We start from the raw sequence: 20,875 nt of genomic DNA on the forward strand, positions 1-20,875 counted from the left end.
CTTTCTTCACCGAATCTTTTGAAACTTCTTGAGCTTTCTTTTTAATTTCCTTAGCTGCTTTTTCTCATCAATTTTAGCTAAAGAATCTGCCGCTCGCTGGTTTACAGAAATCCTTTTGTTCACTTGATCAAACATGTCTTTATAATTCTCATAATCTGAAGCATAATACATGTTGTTTTGAGCAAATTGAAGACTGTCTACTTTGTATTTTTTCAAAATAAACTTCGTCGGATCATTTTCTATAGAATCCAAAGACAACGGTTTCTGATATCTCATTGCTTCCAAAAGAGATAAATCATACATAATATCAATCATTTTATCTTTCTCGATAAGCTTTGCAGGCTGTTTTACAACATCCTTTTTACAGCTTATAGAAAGAAATATAACCAATATTATTACTATAAAATTCTTCATAGTTGCTTTTTATCTGTCAAACAATAATCTTTTACCCGCTCTGGTATCTTTTACTTTAAAGTTAGTATAAACCAATTCACCGTTTACAAAAGTATGTGTGATTCTAGATTTAAAAGTAAAACCTTCAAATGGAGACCATCCGCATTTGTATAAAATGTTTTCTGGTTTCACGCTCCAAGGTAAACTTGGATTTACGATTACCAAATCGGCATGGTATCCTTCTTTAATAAAACCTCTTTTTTCTATTTTAAAAATCTTAGCCGGATTGTGGCACATTTTCTCCACAATTTTCTCCACGCTAATTTTCCCTTGATGATGCGCTTCGAACATTGCTACAACTGCATGCTGAACAAGCGGACCTCCAGAAGGCGCATTCAAGTAAGACTGCTGTTTTTCTTCTTTTGTATGAGGAGCGTGATCTGTTGCAATCACATCAATTCTTCCGTCGTTTAAGGCTTTCCAAAGTTCTGCACGATCTTCGGCAGTTTTAACCGCAGGATTCCATTTAATGAAATTTCCCTTTGTTTTATAGTCTTCGTCTGTAAACCAAAGATGGTGCACGCAAACCTCAGCGGTGATTTTTTTATCTTCTAATGGAATTTTATTCGTAAACAATTCCATTTCTTTTGCAGTTGAAAGATGGAAAATATGCAATCTTGCTCCAGTTCTTTTAGCCAAAGCAACTGCTTTTGAAGAAGAAATGTAACAAGCCTCTGCACTTCTAATTAAATTGTGTGCCGTAACTGGAACATCGTCTCCATATTGCTCTTTAAAAGCTGCTAAATTATTTTTAATCGTAGTCTCATCCTCACAGTGAACTGCAATTAACATTGGAGTGCTTGAAAAAATTTTTTCCAAAACAGCTTCATTATCAACCAACATATTCCCTGTAGATGAACCTAAGAAAATTTTAATTCCAGCAACATTTTTTGGATTTGTTTTTAAAACCTCTTCCAAGTTATCATTTGTTGCTCCCATCATAAACGAGTAATTCGCAAATGATTTTTGAGAAGCAATTTGGTATTTATCTTCTAAAATTTCCTGAGTAACCGCATTCGGAACTGTATTCGGCTGTTCGATAAAAGAAGTAATTCCTCCCGCAACCGCTGCACGAGACTCAGATTCAATATCGCCTTTATGTGTTAATCCTGGTTCTCTAAAATGCACTTGATCGTCTATCGCGCCAGGCATTAAATAATTTCCTTCAGCATCAATTACAATACAATCTGAAGTTTTTAATGAAATGCTGTCTGCAATTTCAACAATCAGATCATTTTCAATTAAAACATCACCTTCAACAATTGTCCCTTCGTTTACAATTTTGGCATTCTTTATTAAAATCCTGTTCATTTTGGTTGGTTTATAATGAATTGACTAATTTTCTTATTCTAAGTGAAATTACTCCAAGTATCGCTTCTTTAATAATGGCATTGCTCATTTTAGAAACTCCTTTTGTTCGGTCTGTAAAAATAATTGGGACTTCGGTAATTTGAAATTTAGCACAATAGGTTCTGTACTTCATCTCGATTTGAAACGCATATCCGACAAATTTTATTTTGTTCAGATTGATTTTTTCCAAAACCTCTCTTTTATAGCACACAAAACCTGCAGTAGCATCATGAATTTTCATTCCGGTGATAAATTTCACATAAACAGATGCAAAGTAAGACATCAAAACTCGGCTAAGAGGCCAGTTTACCACATTTACACCCGTTACATAACGAGATCCTATTGCAAGATCTGCTCCGCCAAAATGACAAGCATCATATAATTTTTCTAAATCATTTGGGTTATGCGAAAAATCGGCATCCATCTCAAAAATAAATTGATAGTCGCGCTCCAAAGCCCATTTAAAGCCATGAACATACGCAGTACCTAATCCAGACTTTTTTGTTCTTTGCTCTAAAAAAAGTTTTCCTGGAAATTCTTCCTGTAAAGCGATCACTTTTTTAGCAGTATGATCTGGAGAATTATCATCAATAATCAGCAGATGAAAAGATTTATGTTGCGAAAGTACAGCTCTTACTATACTTTCTATGTTTTCAATTTCGTTATAAGTGGGAATTATGACAATACTATCATTCATTTTTTTCTCGGTAATTTCATCGCAAAAGTAAACTTTTTATAGCATTTGATTCATAATAAATATATAATAAAAGTATTGCATCAAAAAATTACTAATTTTGTATCGCTATGATTGAACAACTTCATCCTCGAATAATCGAAAACAAGGACTGGGCAACACTTTTATTTGTGGTGACCTTTGCCGTTGTTGCCATGACAAAATCTGCTTACGAAACAAGATTTAGTGAGTTTAGTAAACTTATTTTTTCTGATAAATACGCTAAAATTTATCGAGACAACAGCCACATGAAAAACAGCTTTACGGTTGGTTTATTTTTTGTACAAATTGTATCGTTTGCCTTTTTTATTCTGCTTACCATGAATAGTTTTGGTTACGCTTCAAAAACCGACTGGGTTCTATTTATTCAGATTGCCACTTTTTTGCTTTATTTCATTTTAGGAAAGTATTTAATCGAAAAAATTGTAGCAGCTTCATTCAATATTGACGATTTTGTAGAGCTATTTAATCTACAAAAAGTAACTTACAGGACTTATATTGGCGTTTTAATCCTTCCAATCAATGCTATTTTGTTCTATTACAACAATATTCCGCAGATTATTCCGCTAGCAATCATAGGTATTTCCCTGTGTATTAGTGTATACTCTTACTTTATTTCAATTAAAACGTATCAAAACGTAATTATCGGTAAGTTATTTTATTTTATTTTGTATCTTTGCGCTCTTGAAATAGCCCCTTATTATTTTCTCTATTATTGGATAGCAAAAGGGAGTGCTTAGTAAATATTTATAATATGAAAGTGAAAACAATTTTGGTGTCACAGCCTGAACCTAAAGTGGAGAATTCTCCTTACTTTGAGCTCCAACAAAAACACAAAATAAAAATTGATTTCAGACCATTTATTCATGTAGAAGGGGTTAGCGCAAAAGAGATTCGATTACAAAAAATCGATCTTAATCATTACACTGCGATCATTTTAACAAGTCGAAATGCTGTAGATCATTTTTTTAGAGTGGCTGATGAAATGCGTTACAAAGTTCCTGAAGGATTGAAGTATTTTTGTCAATCTGAGGCTGTTGCGTTCTACCTTCAAAAGTATGTTGTGTACAGAAAACGTAAAATTTACGTTGGAGCAAAAGATTTTGCAGATTTATCTCCGCTAATTAAGAAGTACAAAGACGAGAAGTTTTTACTTCCTGCATCTGACCAATTAAATGCAGATGCTCCTGTTACCTTAAACAGTTTAAAAGTAGATTGGGCACAAGCTATTTTCTACAGAACTGTAATGAGCGATTTATCTGATCTAGCTGACGTTTATTATGATGTTTTAGCTTTTTTCAGCCCAACAGGAATCAAATCGTTGTTTAAAAATTTCCCAGATTTTAAACAAAATGATACCCGAATTGCTGTATTTGGAAGCACTACTCAGAAAGAAGCCTTAGATCATGGTTTAAGAATTGATATTCTTGCTCCAACTCCTGAAACTCCTTCTATGACAATGGCTTTAGAAAAATACGTAGCAGAAGCCAACAAAGGAAAATAACCTAAGAATAAAAATATACAAATTTTAAAAATCCAAATTCCAACTAATCACTGGGATTTGGATTTTTTGTTTTTAGGATTTTCACGATTTGTCCTGTGGCTGAAACCAAGGATTATATTTTAAATTTTGGGATTTGGGATTTGAGATCTATGCTATACGTCTCCCATGGTTGAAACCACGGGTTATATTTGAATTTTGAAATTTGGACTCGAGCGGTAATGAACAGGTGAAGCAATTTGGAATTTGGAATTTGATTTTTTGGAGTTTGCTTTTTAGTTTTTGGAATTTAAAAAAATTGGAATTTTCTTTTTGTTCTGCATTTTAATTACATTTGATTTCTATTCAAAACCCAAATCACAAAAATAGTTTCAAATTGTAAGTTATGAAAATCAACTCCCTCTTAATTGAAATTGACGGAATCGACAAAGAGATTCTTCGATACCTAATGGAAGATGCTCGAAAACCGATTTTGCAAATCGCCAATAAAATCGGAATTTCTGGAGCCGCGATTCATCAGAGATTAAAAAAACTGGAACAATCGGGCGTAATTTCTGGTTCTAAGTTTACTGTAAACCCAAAAGTTCTGGGTTACAATACCATGGCATTTGTTGGAGTTTATTTGGATAAAGCTTCCAGAAACTCAGAAGCCGTAAAAGAACTTAGAAAAATACCCGAAGTTTTAGAATGTCATTATACCACAGGAAACTGGTCGGTTCTGATCAAAATTATCTGTCGAGACAACGAACATTTAATGCAGCTTTTGAACAACAAAATCCAAGCAATTGAAGGAGTTTCGAGAACTGAAACCTTTATCTCACTGGATCAGCAGATTGATAGACAGATACAATTATAAATGTACCAATAAGAAAATTTGATAATTAAATAATTTTTTAGAAATATAAATGACCAATATTCGACCTGAATTTAAAACAATTCTATTTTTCTTACTATACTTTATACTTTTTATACTTATAAAAACATTTCAGCCGACTCGCAGTCCGCATATACCAAATGTAAGTGATCTTTTTTTCTTGTTATCTATTCCTGCAAGCATAGTCTACACCTTATTTCTACTTTACAAATATTTCAGATCTGGAAATAAAAGCTACATAAATGCCATATTTATAACAACTGCATTATGGATGATATTTTATAATGCATTAAAATACGTAATCTATTAATCAAAAAACCCGACAGATTTTTAAAATCTGTCGGGTTGCTATAAATTATCTAATTGACTAATTATCTCAATTAACTAATTAATTTCTTCTACTTCCAGAATAAATCGATATATAGTACAACAACGTTGCTATAGAACCAATTGCCGCGACTACATACGTTCTTGCCGCCCATTTTAAGGCATCTTTTGCTCCAGCCTGCTCTTCTTGCGTAAGCATGTGTTTGTTTTCTAACCAAGCCAAAGCACGATTACTCGCATCATATTCTACAGGAAGCGTAATAACCGAGAACAAAGTCGTTGCAGCAAAAATGATGATTCCTATTAATAATAATCCAGGAAAAACTTTAATCATAAGAATTCCTGCAATTAAAATCCATTGTACATAATTTGAAGCAACGCTAACAATAGGCACTAATTTAGAACGCATTGTAAGCCATTCGTAACCAATTGCATGCTGAACCGCGTGACCGCATTCGTGCGCTGCAACGGCAGCCGCAGCCGCATTGCGATGGTTATAAACAGCTTCACTTAAATTTACTGTTTTATCTGAAGGATTATAATGATCTGTTAACTGACCTGGTGTCGAAATAACACGAACATCTGTGATTCCGTTATCGGCAAGCATTTTTTCAGCAATTTCTCTTCCGCTCATTCCGTTTCTCAATTGCAACTTCGAATACAATTCGAATTTACTTTTCAGCTGCGAGCTTACCAGCCAGCTGAACAGCATGATAGCTCCAGCAATAATTAAATATCCTGATCCCATTTTTTTGTGTTTTTAGATTGATTTTTAAATTTACAAAACAAACTGCAAATTGCGAACCATTTTAACAAAATGTCATTTTGACATTATTTTACCACTTTTGACTTAATTCAACATGTTGTTTTTAAGTAGAAAAGCAATTAATTCTGCCACATTTTTCATTTTATATTTCTGAAGAATATTGCGTCGATGTGTTTGAACAGTTAAAAAACTCAAAAATAAATCATCAGCAATTTCCTGAGTCGATTTTCCTTGCGAAAGCAACAAAGCAATATCACGTTCTCTTCGGCTCAAACCTGGAATTCGTTCCAAATCTTCAGACAAAGGCTGACTGATTATCGTTTTTACTTCTTCACTAAAAACAATTTCGCCGTCAATTGCTTTGTAAATACAATTTTTAAATTCATCGAAAGAAGCATTTTTAAGAATATATCCGTTTCCTCCATTCTGGATAAACTGCATAACCAAACTTCTTTCAGACTGGCTACTCATCCCTATAATTACAATTTTAGGATGCTTTTGCTTGATTGTTTTGCACAGATCTACTCCATTTATTACAGGCAGAAAAATATCCATTAAAATCAAATCCACTTTATTGTCTTCTATATAATCTAAAAGCGCAATTCCCGATTCGAATTTTTCTACAATTTCTATATTATCTAACTCTGAAAGTAAGCCCGCAATTCCAGAAATCACAATTGGATGGTCGTCTACTATTACCGTTTTATACTTCATAATCATGATTTGGGTTATATTTTAATTCGATATAAGTTGAAGTCCCTTTATCAAGGACAGAATCAATTTCTAATTTTCCGTTTAAAAAAGCCACGCGGTTTTTAATATTTCGCAATCCCATTCCGTCTCTTTTTTCTGCATACTCCACATTAAAACCAACTCCATTATCTTCAACTGTTATAAAAAACACGTCTTTATTTTGAGAGCAGGAAACTAAAATCTGAGAAGCTTTTGCATATTTTAAAGCATTATTTAAAAGTTCTTGAATAATCCTGAAAATCATTATTTTAAAATGCTGCGGTAAAGTTGTTTTTTTAATCAAATACTGAAATTCGATTGCTGTCTCTGGTGTTGAATGCGATGCACACAAATCTCTCAGCGCATGTTCGAGCCCTAATTTCATTAAACTTTCAGGCATTAAATTCTGAGAAATATTGCGAAGTTCTTTTATCGAATCGTTCAGCATTCCGTTTATATTGGAAACATTTTCACTGTTTTCACGTTCCGCAAGATTCAAATGAATTTTCAATCCAGAAAGCATACTTCCTAGTCCGTCATGCAAATCTCTGGCAATTCTTTTACGTTCGATTTCTTCCCCTTCAATCAAGGCATTTGAAACAGATAATTTCTGCTGATTCTCTAATGCTTCAAGTTCTTGTTTATGATTGACTTCTTTTTGAAAACTTATCTTTTTCTGATAATTATTCCAACTCCACAAAAACAAAACAGTCAAAAACAATACAAACGAAAGCACTGCAAAAAGCATCATATTCAAGCGATTATTATTAACCTGCAAAACCGCTTTTTCATTTTCAGATTGCAACAAACCAATTTTCTTTTCGCTTTCTGCTTTTTTATATTTGGCTTCAAGCTCTACAATTTCATTTTTCAGTTTCGCATCGTTTAGACTATCATTAATGACATTGTATTTATTCGAATAATAATAGGCTTTCGGATATTCTTTGGTCGCGTTATAAACTTTTGACAACTCTTTATAATAGTTTTTCTTGTCTACAATAAAAGGAGTATTTTTTATTAAATATTCTAAATTGCTTTTGGCCTTATCATAATTTTTAAGTTTAAAGAGCACTTCATATTCTGCAAACTTCAATCTGTTTACCGCTATAGCATTATGATGCTTTTCTGCCGATTTAATTCCTTTATCAAAACTTTGCAATGCCTCATTATGCTTATTTTGTTTCGCATAATAAAGTCCTTCCGAATAAAAATAAGAATCATTTAGATTAGATTCTGGGTATTTTTCTAATGTCGCATAAGCTTTCTCCAGAATTTCTTTAGCATCATAAAAATGCTTCAGCTCAACTAAATTTTCCGCATTTATAATATACGTCTCCATCTTAGACTCGGCTAAAGTTGCCGATTTTTTCGTAGCACTTTCAATATATTTCTGCGCCTGATCTAGATATTCTGCCGCTTTTTCGCGTTCATCATTATTCATAAAAATAATGGCAACTGCTTTATTTAAAGCACTTATCAATTCATAGTCACCACTTTTTTTCGCAATAGGAATCGCTTCGTTCACTAGCAATTTCATATAAGCGTTTTCATTATTCTTCCTTTGCTGCATAATGCCGTAGTTCTGAAGTATCACGGCACGAAGTTTATAGGCTTCCTTATTACGATACTTTTTAAGTTTCGCGTTTGCATCTAGTAAAGCTTTTTCAAAACCTTCCAAATCACCTTTTTCTATAAAGCTGTACGCATTATAAAAAATAGAAGCGTCTTTTAAAAAAGGAAATTTAACTTTTAGACGATTCGCTTGATCCAAGTATTCCTTTGATTTTTCTGCATCTTGGCCATTAAAAATAGTTTTGACAATCTGAAACTATTCAAACTTTTGACACTGTCGGATTTTGTGTTTTTTGTGATTTTAACAATACTGTCAATATAAACCGTATCATCATCTAATGAAAGAATTACTTGCGAACTGGAAATTGCAGTGAAAAATAAAAAAAAGAATAAGGCGTAGAGTTTCTTCATAAATGTGGCATTTACTCAAAGTTATTAAAGCTTAACGACTTTCAAAAAAAAATCGCTTGCTTTTACCTGATATCAGGTAATAAAAAATACATTTTATCAGGTATTGCCGTCCGTAGGATAAGCGTCTAACTTTGTTAAGTTATGAATTTTAATTAAAGAATTTTATTATGAAATCAATTTTGAAAACCTTAGCAATTGTAATGACTCTTGCTTTTACAGCAGTTTCTTGCAGCAGCGATAATGATGATAATGGTTCAGGAAGTGCATCAAGAGATGTTAAATATGAAATAACTGGAAATTATACAGGAACAGCTTCAGTTACTTATTTTGAAAAAGGAGGTAATGCATTAAATGAAGATATGACCAAACTTCCTTGGACTAAAGAATTTACTGCTGAAGCAAAATCTATGGGAGCATCATTGAGCGCAAGTGGATACGGTGGAGTTGCTGGACAAACCTTAACTGGAAAACTTTACATTGGAGGAAAATTAGAGAATGAATTGACTGCAACAGCAAATAGCGACGGAATAATTGTATTATCTCTTACACCGTACGTTTTTCCTCTTTAAAAATTAGTTTAGAATTTAGATTTAAGTTTTTGGTAAAAAGAAAGCTTCGTAAGATTTTACGAAGCTTCTTTTTTTATGCGTTTAATTGATTATTGACTTCTTCAAACTTTTCAATTAAAGTATTTATTTTTTCCTGTTGTTTTTTAACTTGTTTTGGGCGAATATAAAACCAATTGAACAACATCCAAAGCAGAGTGATTCCGTATGTTAAACTCGCTCCTAAAGCACTCATTCTACTAGCGTATTCGTACATATACAAACAAATTCCAAGTGTTAGTACTATAAAGTAAAAACTCATCATTTTGGTTTGCAAAAACTGCTGCTTCTTTTTTATCGAAATCAGTTTTTGAAGGTATTCCTGATTGGGCTGTGTAGCATCTATGTTTTTATAATCGCCCATTAACTTATTATAGACAAATACATAAACGACCATAGCCAGAATGGTAAGCACAATTCCGATTTTAGTTGAAACAAATTGTGGCTGATAATATATCCAAATAAAAACAATAAAGACACTTGTTACCGAAAGCAAAATATTGATCATCCATAAACTGCGTAAAGCCGCTTTTTTAAATTTGCTTAATCGCGCCAGCAAATCGGTTAGGTCTGGCTGACTTACGGATTGTTTTTTCCATAAATCTTTAAAATCTATATTATTATCGTTGTTCATTTTCTTTAAATTTTTGAGTCAGTTTTTCTTTTATTCTATGGATTTTCACTCTAACATTGGCTTCAGAAAGTCCGACAATTTTTGCGATTTCATTTTGTTTGATATCTTCCAATTCTAATGAAATAATAATACGATCGGTTTCGGGAAGCTCAGCAATACATTTATACAAGAATTGAATCTGAGGTTCTATAGAATGTTGTTTTTCTTCTGAAAGATGAATAGGAAGTTCTGATTTCGGAAAACGTTTTTGTTTTTCTATCTGCCTTAGACAGTTATTGGAAGCTATTCTAAAAATCCAAGTTCCAATAGCCGATTCGTTTCTAAAGGTTTCCAGCTTTTGCCAAACAATTATAAAAGTTTCCTGGGTCAAATCCTGAGCGGCATCATAATCATTCACGAAACCCATACAGAGCCTGAAAATTCTATCCCAATACATTTTGTAGATTTGTTCAAATTCCATTCTTTCTATTTTAAAAAAGTGCTTAATTGCTCTAAGTACCAAGCTGTATCATCGTACATAATAAAATGCAGTCCATTAGTGGCGTACTGAAAATTGGCCGTTTTCAAATTTTTATACTGATCTTCTATAGCTGGTTTTAAATTTATAAAATAAGATTCTAATAAAATTAAAGCGGGGCATTTAATCTGTGCAATTCTTTCTCTTAAATCAATATTATAAAAGTCACAATACATTTGCCCAAAAGTTGTTCTGTCCGATTTTACACTCCAATCTACAACCATGTCCAACTTAGACGCATCAGCCAAAAGTCTTGGCATTGTCTTTTTTTGCATATCATAAAACTGATCATTGGTCATTCCTGTCATCTGATTTACAGTTGAAGAACAATCGTTATTTATTTTTGATTTAAAAGCAGGATCACTTAACGCCGCCAAACAAGGAAGCGCATCTACTACTACAATTTTACTGATCAAATCTGGATAATCTGCCGCAATGGCAAGCGCTAACCCTCCACCCATGCTGTGGCCAATTAAGATTGGTTTTTCAATATTATTTTCTTTGATATAATTGGCAATTCCATTCTTCCAGTTTTCGAACGAAGCATTCGGCTGTGGTTTTCTTCCAGCAAAACCAGCCATTGTAAGTGTATAACAGGTAAATTGATTTTCGAATGTAGCTCTGGTTTCATTCCAAACATCTCCAGACGATGCAAAACCAGGAATAAATATAATAGACTGATTTCCATTTCCGGTTTTTAAAACTTCAAACGGAAATTGTTTCGTTTGCGCAAAAACATTTAAACATAATGCTGAGAATAAGAATGCGATAATTAAGATGATATACTTTTTCATTTTTAATAGTTTTAAGTTGCTAATTAAATCGGATCCATGCTTTTGATACGACAACTATTAAAATGTTACAACGAAAATGAAAATTTCAATAAAAAAAATCCAAATTCCAGTGCTGGTGTGGGTTTTGTAACGCAAAGTTCACAAAGGTTTTTCGCAAAGTTTGGAAGTTTTTTGTTTATAGTGCCGATATTATCGAAGGAAGAGCTCAAAGTTTTTTCCTCATTTTTGTCATTGCGAGAAACGAAGCAACCTCACTAAAAAAAGACACAAAAATTGATGCAGCAAATGAGATTGCTTCGTTCCTCGCAAAGACAAATTGTACGCATTGTCAGTCTGAGCGAAGTCGAAGACCACGCAAGAAGCTCCGTAAAGAAAATCGCCAATCTTTGTAGAGTTACTTATGCGGTCTTCGACTTCGCTCAGACTGACAAAACAAGCACAAAAAAAATCCCAAACCCCAATCGTAAAATTGGAATTTGGAATTTGGAATTTTTATATTGAAAATTAATTTGGTTATCCTACCAAATTGATGATTTTTCCAGGAACAATAATCACTTTGTTTGGCGTTTTTCCGTCTAAGTGTTTTTGTGTTCTTTCGTCTTTCATTACGATTTCTTCGATTTGTTCTTTGGTTAAATCCAAAGGCAATTCGATTGTGAAACGCATTTTTCCGTTGAAAGAAACTGGATATTCTTTATTGGTTTCAATTAAATGTTTCTCATCAAAAATCGGGAAAGCAACTTCAGAAATCGAAGTTGTATGTCCTAACTGTGCCCATAATTCTTCTGCGATATGCGGTGCATAAGGCGAAACCAAAATTGCCAACGGTTCTAAAATCGCTCTAGAATGACAGTTTTGAGAAGACAATTCATTTACACAAATCATAAACTGAGAAACCGAAGTATTGAAAGAAAAATTCTCGATATCTTCGGCTACTTTTTTGATCGTTTTATGCAACGATTTTAAGTTGTCTTTTGTTGGCTCGTCGTTGTTTACGATTAAGCCATTATCATCAAAATACAATCTCCATAATTTTTTCAAGAAACCAAATACTCCAGAAATACCAGCAGTATTCCAAGGTTTTGCCTGCTCTAATGGCCCTAAGAACATTTCGTATAAACGTAAAGTATCCGCGCCGTATTCATCACAGATATCATCTGGTGTTACAACATTGTATTTTGATTTAGACATTTTTTCGACTTCGCGGCCTACAATAAATTTACCATTTGCATCCTTGATAAAATCTGCAGTAGCATATTCTTCTCTCCATGATTTAAATTTGTCAAGCTCTAATTCATCTGAAGAATTTACTAAATTAACATCTGTATGTAATTTTACTGCTGAACATCTATAATTGAAGTACTCCTCATCTCCTTTTACCTCTAAACCTCTAAAATGTAGTTCGGGAAACCTATTTCTAATTAAGTTATCTAAAACTATATTATCTACAGTACCATATTCATCAGCTTTGAATTCACTTGTCTCGAAAATATTTTTCGAAATACCTACAAAGAAAGGACGTGGACATTCAACAGCAATAAGATTTAAATCATCATTAAAAGTATCTTTCGCAGAATGAGAATGGCTAATTTCTACCCAAACTCCATAAACAAAAGCACTAGTCCCTAAAATCATTCCCTGATTGATCAGTTTTTTGAATGGTTCTTCGGTTGGAGCAAAACCTTTGTCTTTTAAGAATTTGTTCCAAAAACGAGAATACAATAAGTGACCCGTTGCGTGCTCACTTCCACCAATGTATAAATCTACATTTTCCCAGTAAGCCAAAGCTTCTTTACTTGCAAATTCATTTTCGTTGTGTGCATCCATATAACGCATCCAATACCATGAACTTCCTGCCCAACCTGGCATAGTGTTCAATTCTAAAGGAAAAACAGAAACATTGTCAACTAAATCTGTATTAACAACTTTATTTTGTTTTGTATCCCAAGCCCAAACTGCTGCATTTCCTAATGGTGGCAATCCGTCTTCTGTTGGTAAATATTTCTCTACTTCTGGTAAAATAATTGGCAAATGCTGCGTATCGATCATTTTAGGCAATCCATTCACGTAATAAACTGGGAATGGTTCGCCCCAATAACGCTGACGAGAGAAAACAGCATCACGCAAACGGTAATTTGTTTTTCCTTTTCCTTGTCCGATTTCTTCTAACTTATAAATTGCTTTTGCTGTGGCGTCTTTGTAATTTAATCCGTTTAAGAAATCAGAAGCTGCGATTTCAACATTGTCTTTTGATCCAAAAGCAGCTTCAGAAATATCAACATTAGCGAAGATATTTTTGATTTCCTGCATTCCGTTCTGACCTTTAAAGAAATTAGCAAAAGCATAATCTCTTTCGTCTCCGCAAGGAACCGCCATTACAGCACCAGTTCCGTAACCTGCCAAAACATAATCACCAATCCAAACCGGAATAGCTTCTTTTGTAAAAGGATGTTCAGCATAAGCTCCAGTGAAAACTCCTGAAATCGTTTTTACATCGGCCATACGCTCACGCTCCGAACGTTTTGCTGTTTTTTCGATATACGCTTCAACCGCTTCCTTTTGTTCTGGAGTTGTAATTTTAGCAACCAAATCATGTTCTGGTGCTAAAGTCATAAAAGTAACTCCGAAAATAGTATCAGGTCTTGTTGTAAACACTTCGATTACTTCATCGTGATTTTTCACATTAAAAGTTACCAAAGCCCCAACCGATTTCCCGATCCAGTTTCTTTGAGATTCTTTAATTGACTCGCTCCAGTCAATATCATTTAAACCTTGAAGTAAGCGTTCGGCATAAGCAGAAATTCGCATACTCCATTGTGTCATTTTTTTTCTTATAACAGGAAAACCTCCACGTTCTGAAACTCCGTTTACAATTTCGTCGTTTGCCAAAACAGTTCCTAAGCCTGGACACCAGTTTACTTCGGTTTCTGCCAAATACGTCATTCTGTATTGCAACAAGATTTTTTCTTTTTGATCGTCAGAGTAAGATTTCCATTCGTCTGCAGTAAAAATCGCAACGTTATCGTCGCAAACTGCTTCAACCAATGCATTTCCGCTTTCTTCAAAAACAGTTACAAGCTCAGAAATATCAAAAGCCTGACCTTGTTTTCTGCAATACCAAGAGTTGAACAATTGAATAAAAATCCATTGTGTATGTTTGTAATAATCAGGATTTGATGTACGCACTTCACGCGCCCAGTCAAATGAGAATCCGATTTTATCTAATTGTTTTCTGTAACCCGCAATTTGTTTTCCTTCTTTGTCTACTCCACCGTCAATATTTACACGCGTTGTATCTTCTGGACGTTGTCCGGTCTGAATCGCATATTGTTCTGCTGGCAATCCGAAACTATCGTATCCCATTGGGTGCAAAACATTGAAACCTTGATGTCTTTTGAAACGAGAATATACATCTGAAGCTATATAACCCAGCGGGTGCCCAACATGCAGTCCTGCTCCAGATGGATAAGGAAACATATCGAGAACATAATGTTTCGGTTTTTCAGAGTTATTTTTTGCTGCAAAAGTTTGATTTTCTGCCCAATATTTTTGCCATTTGGCTTCAATTTCGTTTGGATTGTACTTCATTTCTAAGTGACTAAGATTCTAAGTTACTAAGGTTCTAAGCTTTTCACTAAATTAATTTAGCCGCAAATTTACATTTATTGCGCATTGTAGCAAAGCTATTTCACTGACAAACAAATAAAATAACAAAATACGTATTTTTAATTACGTAAAAATACTTATTTTTGCATTTTTATACTTAGAAAATATATTGCCTTGACAGAATATTTTTATCAGAAAAGAATTATTTTTGAATAGCATTTAAAAAATTAAAATGGCCGACAGTAAAAAATACAATGTTGAAGTTCGTGTTTGGATTGAGGAAGCTGAAGGCGCATTTCTTGGCATTGGCAAAATCTGGCTTCTTGAAAACATCAAGAAAACGGGATTGATTACCAATGCTGCAAAAGAAATGAAAATGGCATATCGTCAAGCTTGGCAATTGGTCGAAGAAATGAATCAGCGTGCCGAAAGTCCATTAGTTGAAAAACTTCTTGGAGGAAAAGGTGGCGGAGGTGCACGATTAACAGAAGCTGGAGAAAGAGCTATTGCTGTTTTTTATGAAGTTGAAAAACGCATTAAAGAGTTTGCTCAAAAAGAAACTCAGAATTTGAAGTTTTGATTTTAAAGAAACCAACTCGCAAAGTTTATGTTTTTAATCTCGCAAAGGCGCTAAGTCGCAAAGAGAATAATTTTAAAACTTAAAAAAAGAAAAAAACTTTGCGCCTTTGCGAGATTAATAAAACCCCAAAGCAGATTAAGCATTTAAACCAAAACCTTTTTTTTAAACTATCAGTATTCATTTTAAAACATACTGAATTTAACAGCCAAAAACCCATGAACCAAAAAATATATTTATTCTTTGTTTTTATAAGCCTGAAAAGTTTTTCTCAAGTCCAAAATTCGAAAACGCAAGACAGCATTAAAAAAGAAGAACTGAATGAAATTGTCATAACAGCTTCTCGCCGTTCCGAAAGATTAATGCATTCTCCCATCAGTATCGAGCAATTAAAATCGGCGGAAGCCAAAACAATGGGATCGCCAAGTATTTACGAAGCGCTAGAAAATGTAAAAGGCGTTCAGATTATAACGCCAAGTTTAGGTTTTAAAGTCATCAATACAAGAGGTTTTGCCAATTCTACCAATGTAAGATTTGCGCAATTGGTAGACGGAATCGATAATCAGGCTCCGCATTTGGGCGCTCCAATTGCAAACGCTTTGGGCGCAAATGATTTGGATATTGATAAAATCGAAATCATCCCCGGAACGGCAGCCGCTTTGTATGGAATGAATGCGATTAATGGTTTAGCCAATATTCAGACCAAAAATCCTTTTGAATATCAGGGAATCGCCATTCAACAATTAACTGGCGTAAATCATGTAGGGAATATTGATCGGTTTTCACCGAAAGTATATTCGCAGTTTAATTTAAGATTGGCCAAAGCTTTCAATGAAAAATTAGCGTTTAAAATCAATGCATCAACTACAGGCGGAACAGACTGGATTGCAGATGACAGAACAGATTTAGCTCCAAATGCTAATGCTTCGACAGGTTTGTTTGGCGCAGATAACCCGGCTTACGACGAAGTAAACGGTTACGGAAATGAATCGGCGAACAGAAAAACATTAAACTTAAACGGCAAAAATTATGTTGTTGCCAGAACAGGTTATCGCGAAACTGACATTTCTGACTACGAAATCAAAAATTATAAAGCCGATTTCGGATTGTATTTTCGACCAAAAAAAGATCATGAACTTTCTCTGACTTATAAAACTGCTCTTATCAATACGATTTATCAGCGTTCCAACCGATTTAGATTAGACAATTATACTTTAAATCAATTTTCTGCCGATTATCACACTCCTGTTTTTCAGGTAAAAGCTTATGCAACAACCGAAAATACTGGCGATTCATACAATATGCGTTCGCTGGCAGAAAATATGGATCGCGCTTACAAATCGGATGATAGATGGTTTGCCGATTACAGCACAGCTTATAAAAATGCTTTTACAGGCGGAGCAAGCGTTGCTGACGCACACAGGATTGCCAGAACGCAATCTGATGCAGGAAGATTTTTGCCCGGAACTGAAGCTTACGAACAAAAGAAAAACGAATTGATCGATATTAATAATTGGGATATTGGCGCAGCTCTGAGAGTTAAATCGACTTTGGTTCATGGCGAAGGATTGATAAATTGGGATAAAGCTTTTGTTTCTTTTTTCGAAAAAATTGATGCGAAACTTTTGAGCGGTGTCGATTACAGAAATTACATTATTGTTCCCGACGGAAACTATTTTATTAATCCCGTTCATGCTGATGAAAATCTGACGTATCAAAAAACTGGTGCTTTCACGCAAGTCACAAAAGATTTTTTCTCAGATAAATTAAGATTGGGTGCAACTATTAGAATGGACAAAGCGGATTATTTTGATGCGAAATTTACGCCTCAATTTACAGCTGTTTATTCACCAAAACAAAGTTTAAACTTTAGAGCTTCTTACCAAAACGGTTATCGTTTTCCGAGTATTTTTGAAGGATTTTCGAATGTAAATTCAGGCGGTGTAAAACGTGTTGGCGGATTACGAATTATGTCTGATGGAATTTTCGAAAATTCGTATACGAAAGCTTCAATTGATAAATTTCAGGCGCAGGTAAATACCGATGTTAATACAAATGGTTTGACTCAAGCGCAGGCGATCGAAAAAAATAAAAATACGATTCAGAAAAATCCGTACACGTATTTAGAACCTGAATTTGTAAAATCGTTTGAAGTTGGTTTCAGAGGAATGGCTTTAAACAGAAATCTTTTTATTGACGCCGATTTCTATTACAACTCGTATAAAAATTTCATTGCTCAGGTCGAAGCCAGTATTCCGAATACTGCAGATCCAAACTTGATTCCGACTGCTTTATACTCAAAAAACACACAAAATCGCTACAGACTTTGGACCAATTCTAAAAGTAAAATTTACAATTACGGAGGAAGTTTAGGTTTGAAATACCGTTTTGATAACACTTTTAGCGCACTTACCAATTTAACTTATACCAAACTAGACAGAACAGATGATAAAGATGGTTTAGAAGATGGTTTCAACACGCCAGAATTTAATGTGAACGGAACTCTAATTGCTCAAAATATCTGGAAAAATCTAGGCGCGAGTGTTACGGCACGTTATCAAAATAATTTTGATTATGTTTCTTTTCTAGTCAGCGGAACGGTTCCTGCATATTGGTCAATGGATGCACAGGTTAATTATGCTTTCAAAAAAGGAATTTCGGCTAAATTAGGCGGAACCAATATTCTCAACAAACCCTACACTTCAATTCTCGGCGGCCCATCAATTGGCGGATTATACTATTTGTCATTGGTTTGGGAAAGCAGTAAAATTTAAATCACAACTCTTATGAAAACACAAAATTACATTCTCGTTCTTTTAATTGCATTTTCATGCTCCATGTGCAATTCATCTAAAAAAGAAGAAAAAAAATCAACTGAAAAAACTTCTGAAACCAAAAAACACGAACACGCAACTCTTTCTTCTGAAGACAGTTTAAAGCTAGCCAATCATACCATTGAAGTAAAAGGCGATGTCGAGTTTCCTCTACAATTAACTGTTGATTCTTTAAAGAAAATGAAAGTCACAACAATTGACAATTTCAAAATTTTAGGTAAAAATGGAGAAGTAAAGCGAGAAGTAAAAACCTGCAAAGGCGTTTTACTAAGAGACATTTTAGAAAAGGCCAAAATTAAACAGGAAGATCATAAAGACCGAAATTTCTATATTGTAGAAAGAGCTTCAGATGATTACAAAGCAACTTATTCATGGGCAGAACTTTTCAATAATCCGACGGGAGAAAATACTTATATCCTTTTTGAAGAAAATGGAAAACCAGTTAAAAACGGAGAGATGATTGCGATTTGCAAAAATGATATTAAAACTGGACCGCGTCATGTTTATTGGTTAAAAAGCATCGAAGTTTATAAGGTTAAGTAAAGGCTCTGAGATTCTGAGATGCTAAGATTCTAAGGTACTAAGTTTTTTGCTCGCAAAGTCGCGGAATTGCAAAGTTTTTGTTCAACCAATTTAATATCTTATTGTCAAACATAGCCCATGGTTGAAACCACGGGAAACGTTTTTATATATTTTTCGTCCCGTGATCGAATCGACTGAAATACGGATCGTGCCCATGATTGTGTCTCCGTGGTTGAAACCACGGGCTATATTTGAAAAACAATACGTGCAAAATGCAAAGCTTTGTTTTTTTGCCACAGATTAAAGAACTTACACAGATTTTAAAAATCATTTTAATCCTTTTAATCTGTGGCTATACTTTTTACTTTGCGAACCTTGCAAAAGGCTTATGCAATTTTCTGCCACAGATTAGAAGATTTACACAGATTTTAAAAATCATTTTAATCCTTTTAATCTGTGGCTATACTTTTTACTTTGCGAACCTTGCAAAAGGCTTTACGCAATTTTCTGCCACAGATTAGAGGATTTACACAGATTTAAAAAATCATTTGAATCCTTTTAATCTGTGGCTATACTTTTTACTTCGCGACTCTGCGACTTTGCGAGATTAAATAAGCTTGTTTTAAAAACTTCACATAAAACCTTGCACAATTTGGGATTAAATAAAAACTTCATTCAAGATTTAAATTGTACTTTTAAGTATAAAAGTTTGTTATTAACTTTAAATAAAGAAATTCTTTATTATTTTTACCACATAATTTAAGCAAACTATGAGTTCTAACTTTGATAAATTTCAAAAACGCAGGTTAATTTCCTCTTATTTTTCGGTAGTTTTAAGTGTATTCTTAGTATTATTCCTTTTGGGAGTACTAGGATTATTCATTATTAATTCTAAACAGCTGGCGGACGATTTTAAAGAAAAAATCGCTATGACGGTTTTCTTTAAAAATGAAGCAAACGACAGTGTTATCAAAGCATTTAATACCGAACTTAAAAGAGCTCCTTTTGCGAGATCTTTTGTTTATGTAACCAAAGAAAAAGCGGCAAAAGACCATACTGACATCATTGGAGAAGACTTTTTAACCTTTTTGGGAGAAAATCCATTATTGAATTCATACGATATTCACTTAAAAGCAGATTACGTAGAAAGAGACAGCATCGTTAAGATCGAAAGTAATTTTCGCAAAAATACTATGATTTCAGATATTGTTTACGACAAACAATTAGTAAATCTGGTAAATGATAACATCAGAAAAGTAAGTATGTGGATTTTGATTATCAGCGGTTTCTTGACTGTAATTGCTGTTTTATTAATCAACAGTTCGCTACGTTTATCTATACATTCAAATCGTTTTATCATCAAAACCATGCAGATGGTTGGAGCGACAAAAGCGTTTATCCGTAAACCTTTTGTAATGCGAAGCGTAAAACTTGGAATGCTTGGCGCTGGTTTAGCCATTATTGCTTTAATCGCGCTTTTATTATATGTAGACACTAATTTTCCTGGTTTAGGAATTCTAGAAGACAAAGCTTTAACTGGTTTAGTATTGGTTGCCGTTTTCGGATTAGGAGTTTTAATTACTTGGGTTAGCACGCATTTTGCAACACAACGTTTCTTGAATTTAAGAACTGACGATCTTTATTAATTTTTGATTTTAGATTGCAGACTGTAGATTTTAGATTATAACGCCTTCGTTTTTGCTCAGGCTACAAATAAACAAACTTAGCTTTGCTGGTTTAACAAAAGATAAAAATGAAAAACAACAATAATAAAGAAGAACAACAAGTTCAAAAACAAGAATTCCTTTTTGACAGCATCAATTATAAAATTTTATTGATTGGTATTGCTGTAATTGCGCTAGGATTCATTTTAATGTCTGGCGGAGGAAGTAAAGATCCAAATGTTTTTAACGAAGATATTTTTAACTTTAGACGTATTCGTTTAGCACCGACAACTGTTTTAATCGGTTTCGGAATCACGATTTATTCTATATTCAAAAAATCTAAATAATAAAGATTTATAGATTTTAGACACTGAGCAAAGCGAAGTAATCAATCTGAAATCTA

The 20,875-nt window shown here is 33.7% G+C and carries 19 protein-coding genes; 9 read left to right on the forward strand and 10 right to left on the reverse strand.

Features of this window, described 5'->3' with window-relative positions; translation table 11 throughout:
• Positions 1 to 6: 6 nt before the first annotated feature.
• From ACPWTF_RS10380 to ACPWTF_RS10390, 3 genes are read right to left on the reverse strand one after another with little or no spacing between them, the layout of a single operon-like run.
• Positions 7 to 414 carry a DUF4296 domain-containing protein gene (locus tag ACPWTF_RS10380; RefSeq protein ID WP_427875373.1) on the reverse strand — a complete coding sequence of 136 codons (408 nt, stop codon included), beginning with the start codon at positions 412 to 414 and terminating at the stop codon, positions 7 to 9.
• Positions 415 to 423: 9 nt separating this feature from the next.
• A complete protein-coding gene (locus ACPWTF_RS10385) occupies positions 424 to 1,764 on the reverse strand; it encodes a dihydroorotase (RefSeq protein ID WP_427875374.1) in 1,341 nt (446 codons plus the stop codon).
• Positions 1,765 to 1,774: 10 nt separating this feature from the next.
• The gene (locus ACPWTF_RS10390) at positions 1,775 to 2,500 is read right to left on the reverse strand and encodes a polyprenol monophosphomannose synthase (protein ID WP_095928284.1); all 726 of its coding nucleotides are present in this window, start codon (positions 2,498 to 2,500) and stop codon (positions 1,775 to 1,777) included.
• Between the two features lie 107 nt (positions 2,501 to 2,607).
• On the opposite strand from ACPWTF_RS10390, the gene ACPWTF_RS10395 reads away from it, so the two are divergent.
• The 3 genes from ACPWTF_RS10395 to ACPWTF_RS10405 all read left to right on the forward strand — a co-directional run bounded on the left by ACPWTF_RS10395 (position 2,608) and on the right by ACPWTF_RS10405 (position 4,893).
• Positions 2,608 to 3,276 carry a DUF4271 domain-containing protein gene (locus ACPWTF_RS10395; protein ID WP_250834991.1) on the forward strand — a complete coding sequence of 223 codons (669 nt, stop codon included), beginning with the start codon at positions 2,608 to 2,610 and terminating at the stop codon, positions 3,274 to 3,276.
• Between the two features lie 14 nt (positions 3,277 to 3,290).
• Positions 3,291 to 4,040: a uroporphyrinogen-III synthase gene (locus tag ACPWTF_RS10400; RefSeq protein ID WP_109190797.1), complete on the forward strand. Its 750-nt coding sequence runs from the start codon at positions 3,291 to 3,293 to the stop codon at positions 4,038 to 4,040.
• Positions 4,041 to 4,422: 382 nt separating this feature from the next.
• Positions 4,423 to 4,893, forward strand: coding sequence for an Lrp/AsnC family transcriptional regulator (locus ACPWTF_RS10405; protein ID WP_095928286.1), 471 nt, complete (start codon positions 4,423 to 4,425; stop codon positions 4,891 to 4,893).
• A gap of 406 nt (positions 4,894 to 5,299) precedes the next feature.
• On the opposite strand, the gene ACPWTF_RS10410 is transcribed toward ACPWTF_RS10405, so the two are convergent.
• From ACPWTF_RS10410 to ACPWTF_RS10420, 3 genes are all read right to left on the reverse strand, one after another.
• Positions 5,300 to 5,986 (reverse strand): zinc metallopeptidase, encoded by a 687-nt coding sequence (locus ACPWTF_RS10410; protein WP_095928287.1) that lies wholly within the window; start codon positions 5,984 to 5,986, stop codon positions 5,300 to 5,302.
• Positions 5,987 to 6,088: 102 nt separating this feature from the next.
• A complete protein-coding gene (locus ACPWTF_RS10415) occupies positions 6,089 to 6,718 on the reverse strand; it encodes a response regulator (protein WP_253251756.1) in 630 nt (209 codons plus the stop codon).
• Positions 6,708 to 8,507: a histidine kinase gene (locus tag ACPWTF_RS10420; protein ID WP_427875375.1), complete on the reverse strand. Its 1,800-nt coding sequence runs from the start codon at positions 8,505 to 8,507 to the stop codon at positions 6,708 to 6,710. Before ACPWTF_RS10420 ends, ACPWTF_RS10415 begins: the two co-directional genes overlap by 11 nt.
• 379 nt (positions 8,508 to 8,886) lie before the next feature.
• Between ACPWTF_RS10420 and ACPWTF_RS10425 the strand changes: the two genes are divergently transcribed.
• Complete coding sequence (locus ACPWTF_RS10425) at positions 8,887 to 9,288, forward strand: MmpS family transport accessory protein (RefSeq protein ID WP_095928290.1); 402 nt, start codon at positions 8,887 to 8,889, stop codon at positions 9,286 to 9,288.
• A 73-nt stretch (positions 9,289 to 9,361) separates the two neighbouring features.
• On the opposite strand, the gene ACPWTF_RS10430 is transcribed toward ACPWTF_RS10425, so the two are convergent.
• From ACPWTF_RS10430 to ACPWTF_RS10445, 4 genes are all read right to left on the reverse strand, one after another.
• The gene (locus ACPWTF_RS10430; protein WP_427875376.1) at positions 9,362 to 9,958 is read right to left on the reverse strand and encodes a hypothetical protein; all 597 of its coding nucleotides are present in this window, start codon (positions 9,956 to 9,958) and stop codon (positions 9,362 to 9,364) included.
• Positions 9,945 to 10,418, reverse strand: a complete 474-nt coding sequence (locus tag ACPWTF_RS10435; protein WP_248728467.1) for an RNA polymerase sigma factor — start codon at positions 10,416 to 10,418, stop codon at positions 9,945 to 9,947. The genes ACPWTF_RS10430 and ACPWTF_RS10435 overlap by 14 nt, the downstream gene beginning before the upstream one ends.
• Before the next feature lie 5 nt (positions 10,419 to 10,423).
• Positions 10,424 to 11,269, reverse strand: a complete 846-nt coding sequence (locus ACPWTF_RS10440) for an alpha/beta fold hydrolase (RefSeq protein ID WP_427875377.1) — start codon at positions 11,267 to 11,269, stop codon at positions 10,424 to 10,426.
• Positions 11,270 to 11,782: 513 nt separating this feature from the next.
• Positions 11,783 to 14,857, reverse strand: coding sequence for a leucine--tRNA ligase (locus ACPWTF_RS10445; RefSeq protein WP_427875378.1), 3,075 nt, complete (start codon positions 14,855 to 14,857; stop codon positions 11,783 to 11,785).
• A 250-nt stretch (positions 14,858 to 15,107) separates the two neighbouring features.
• Between ACPWTF_RS10445 and ACPWTF_RS10450 the strand changes: the two genes are divergently transcribed.
• The 5 genes from ACPWTF_RS10450 to ACPWTF_RS10470 all read left to right on the forward strand — a co-directional run bounded on the left by ACPWTF_RS10450 (position 15,108) and on the right by ACPWTF_RS10470 (position 20,819).
• Entirely contained in the window at positions 15,108 to 15,455 is a 348-nt protein-coding gene (locus ACPWTF_RS10450; RefSeq protein WP_427875379.1) for a winged helix-turn-helix domain-containing protein, read from the forward strand.
• A gap of 215 nt (positions 15,456 to 15,670) precedes the next feature.
• A complete protein-coding gene (locus ACPWTF_RS10455) occupies positions 15,671 to 18,226 on the forward strand; it encodes a TonB-dependent receptor (protein WP_427875380.1) in 2,556 nt (851 codons plus the stop codon).
• Positions 18,227 to 18,238: 12 nt separating this feature from the next.
• Positions 18,239 to 18,829, forward strand: coding sequence for a molybdopterin-dependent oxidoreductase (locus tag ACPWTF_RS10460; RefSeq protein ID WP_427875381.1), 591 nt, complete (start codon positions 18,239 to 18,241; stop codon positions 18,827 to 18,829).
• A 749-nt stretch (positions 18,830 to 19,578) separates the two neighbouring features.
• Positions 19,579 to 20,454: a cell division protein FtsX gene (locus ACPWTF_RS10465; protein WP_095928297.1), complete on the forward strand. Its 876-nt coding sequence runs from the start codon at positions 19,579 to 19,581 to the stop codon at positions 20,452 to 20,454.
• Positions 20,455 to 20,561: 107 nt separating this feature from the next.
• Positions 20,562 to 20,819, forward strand: a complete 258-nt coding sequence (locus ACPWTF_RS10470; RefSeq protein ID WP_095928298.1) for a DUF3098 domain-containing protein — start codon at positions 20,562 to 20,564, stop codon at positions 20,817 to 20,819.
• The last annotated feature ends 56 nt before the right edge of the window (positions 20,820 to 20,875 follow it).

This window comes from Flavobacterium sp. MMS24-S5 (assembly GCF_050320125.1).
GTDB classification, from domain to species: domain Bacteria; phylum Bacteroidota; class Bacteroidia; order Flavobacteriales; family Flavobacteriaceae; genus Flavobacterium; species Flavobacterium tyrosinilyticum.

Excerpts from the sequence above, each read along its gene's own strand:
- ACPWTF_RS10395 (WP_250834991.1), top strand. The coding sequence starts at position 2,608 with ATGATTGAACAACTTCATCCTCGAATAATCGAAAACAAGGACTGGGCA.
- ACPWTF_RS10465 (WP_095928297.1), top strand. The coding sequence starts at position 19,579 with ATGAGTTCTAACTTTGATAAATTTCAAAAACGCAGGTTAATTTCCTCT.
- ACPWTF_RS10435 (WP_248728467.1), bottom strand. The coding sequence starts at position 10,418 with ATGGAATTTGAACAAATCTACAAAATGTATTGGGATAGAATTTTCAGG.
- ACPWTF_RS10455 (WP_427875380.1), top strand. The coding sequence starts at position 15,671 with ATGAACCAAAAAATATATTTATTCTTTGTTTTTATAAGCCTGAAAAGT.
- ACPWTF_RS10400 (WP_109190797.1), top strand. The coding sequence starts at position 3,291 with ATGAAAGTGAAAACAATTTTGGTGTCACAGCCTGAACCTAAAGTGGAG.
- ACPWTF_RS10470 (WP_095928298.1), top strand. The coding sequence starts at position 20,562 with ATGAAAAACAACAATAATAAAGAAGAACAACAAGTTCAAAAACAAGAA.
- ACPWTF_RS10410 (WP_095928287.1), bottom strand. The coding sequence starts at position 5,986 with ATGGGATCAGGATATTTAATTATTGCTGGAGCTATCATGCTGTTCAGC.
- ACPWTF_RS10445 (WP_427875378.1), bottom strand. The coding sequence starts at position 14,857 with ATGAAGTACAATCCAAACGAAATTGAAGCCAAATGGCAAAAATATTGG.
- ACPWTF_RS10450 (WP_427875379.1), top strand. The coding sequence starts at position 15,108 with ATGGCCGACAGTAAAAAATACAATGTTGAAGTTCGTGTTTGGATTGAG.
- ACPWTF_RS10430 (WP_427875376.1), bottom strand. The coding sequence starts at position 9,958 with ATGAACAACGATAATAATATAGATTTTAAAGATTTATGGAAAAAACAA.
- ACPWTF_RS10460 (WP_427875381.1), top strand. The coding sequence starts at position 18,239 with ATGAAAACACAAAATTACATTCTCGTTCTTTTAATTGCATTTTCATGC.
- ACPWTF_RS10425 (WP_095928290.1), top strand. The coding sequence starts at position 8,887 with ATGAAATCAATTTTGAAAACCTTAGCAATTGTAATGACTCTTGCTTTT.
- ACPWTF_RS10385 (WP_427875374.1), bottom strand. The coding sequence starts at position 1,764 with ATGAACAGGATTTTAATAAAGAATGCCAAAATTGTAAACGAAGGGACA.
- ACPWTF_RS10405 (WP_095928286.1), top strand. The coding sequence starts at position 4,423 with ATGAAAATCAACTCCCTCTTAATTGAAATTGACGGAATCGACAAAGAG.
- ACPWTF_RS10415 (WP_253251756.1), bottom strand. The coding sequence starts at position 6,718 with ATGAAGTATAAAACGGTAATAGTAGACGACCATCCAATTGTGATTTCT.
- ACPWTF_RS10390 (WP_095928284.1), bottom strand. The coding sequence starts at position 2,500 with ATGAATGATAGTATTGTCATAATTCCCACTTATAACGAAATTGAAAAC.
- ACPWTF_RS10440 (WP_427875377.1), bottom strand. The coding sequence starts at position 11,269 with ATGAAAAAGTATATCATCTTAATTATCGCATTCTTATTCTCAGCATTA.
- ACPWTF_RS10380 (WP_427875373.1), bottom strand. The coding sequence starts at position 414 with ATGAAGAATTTTATAGTAATAATATTGGTTATATTTCTTTCTATAAGC.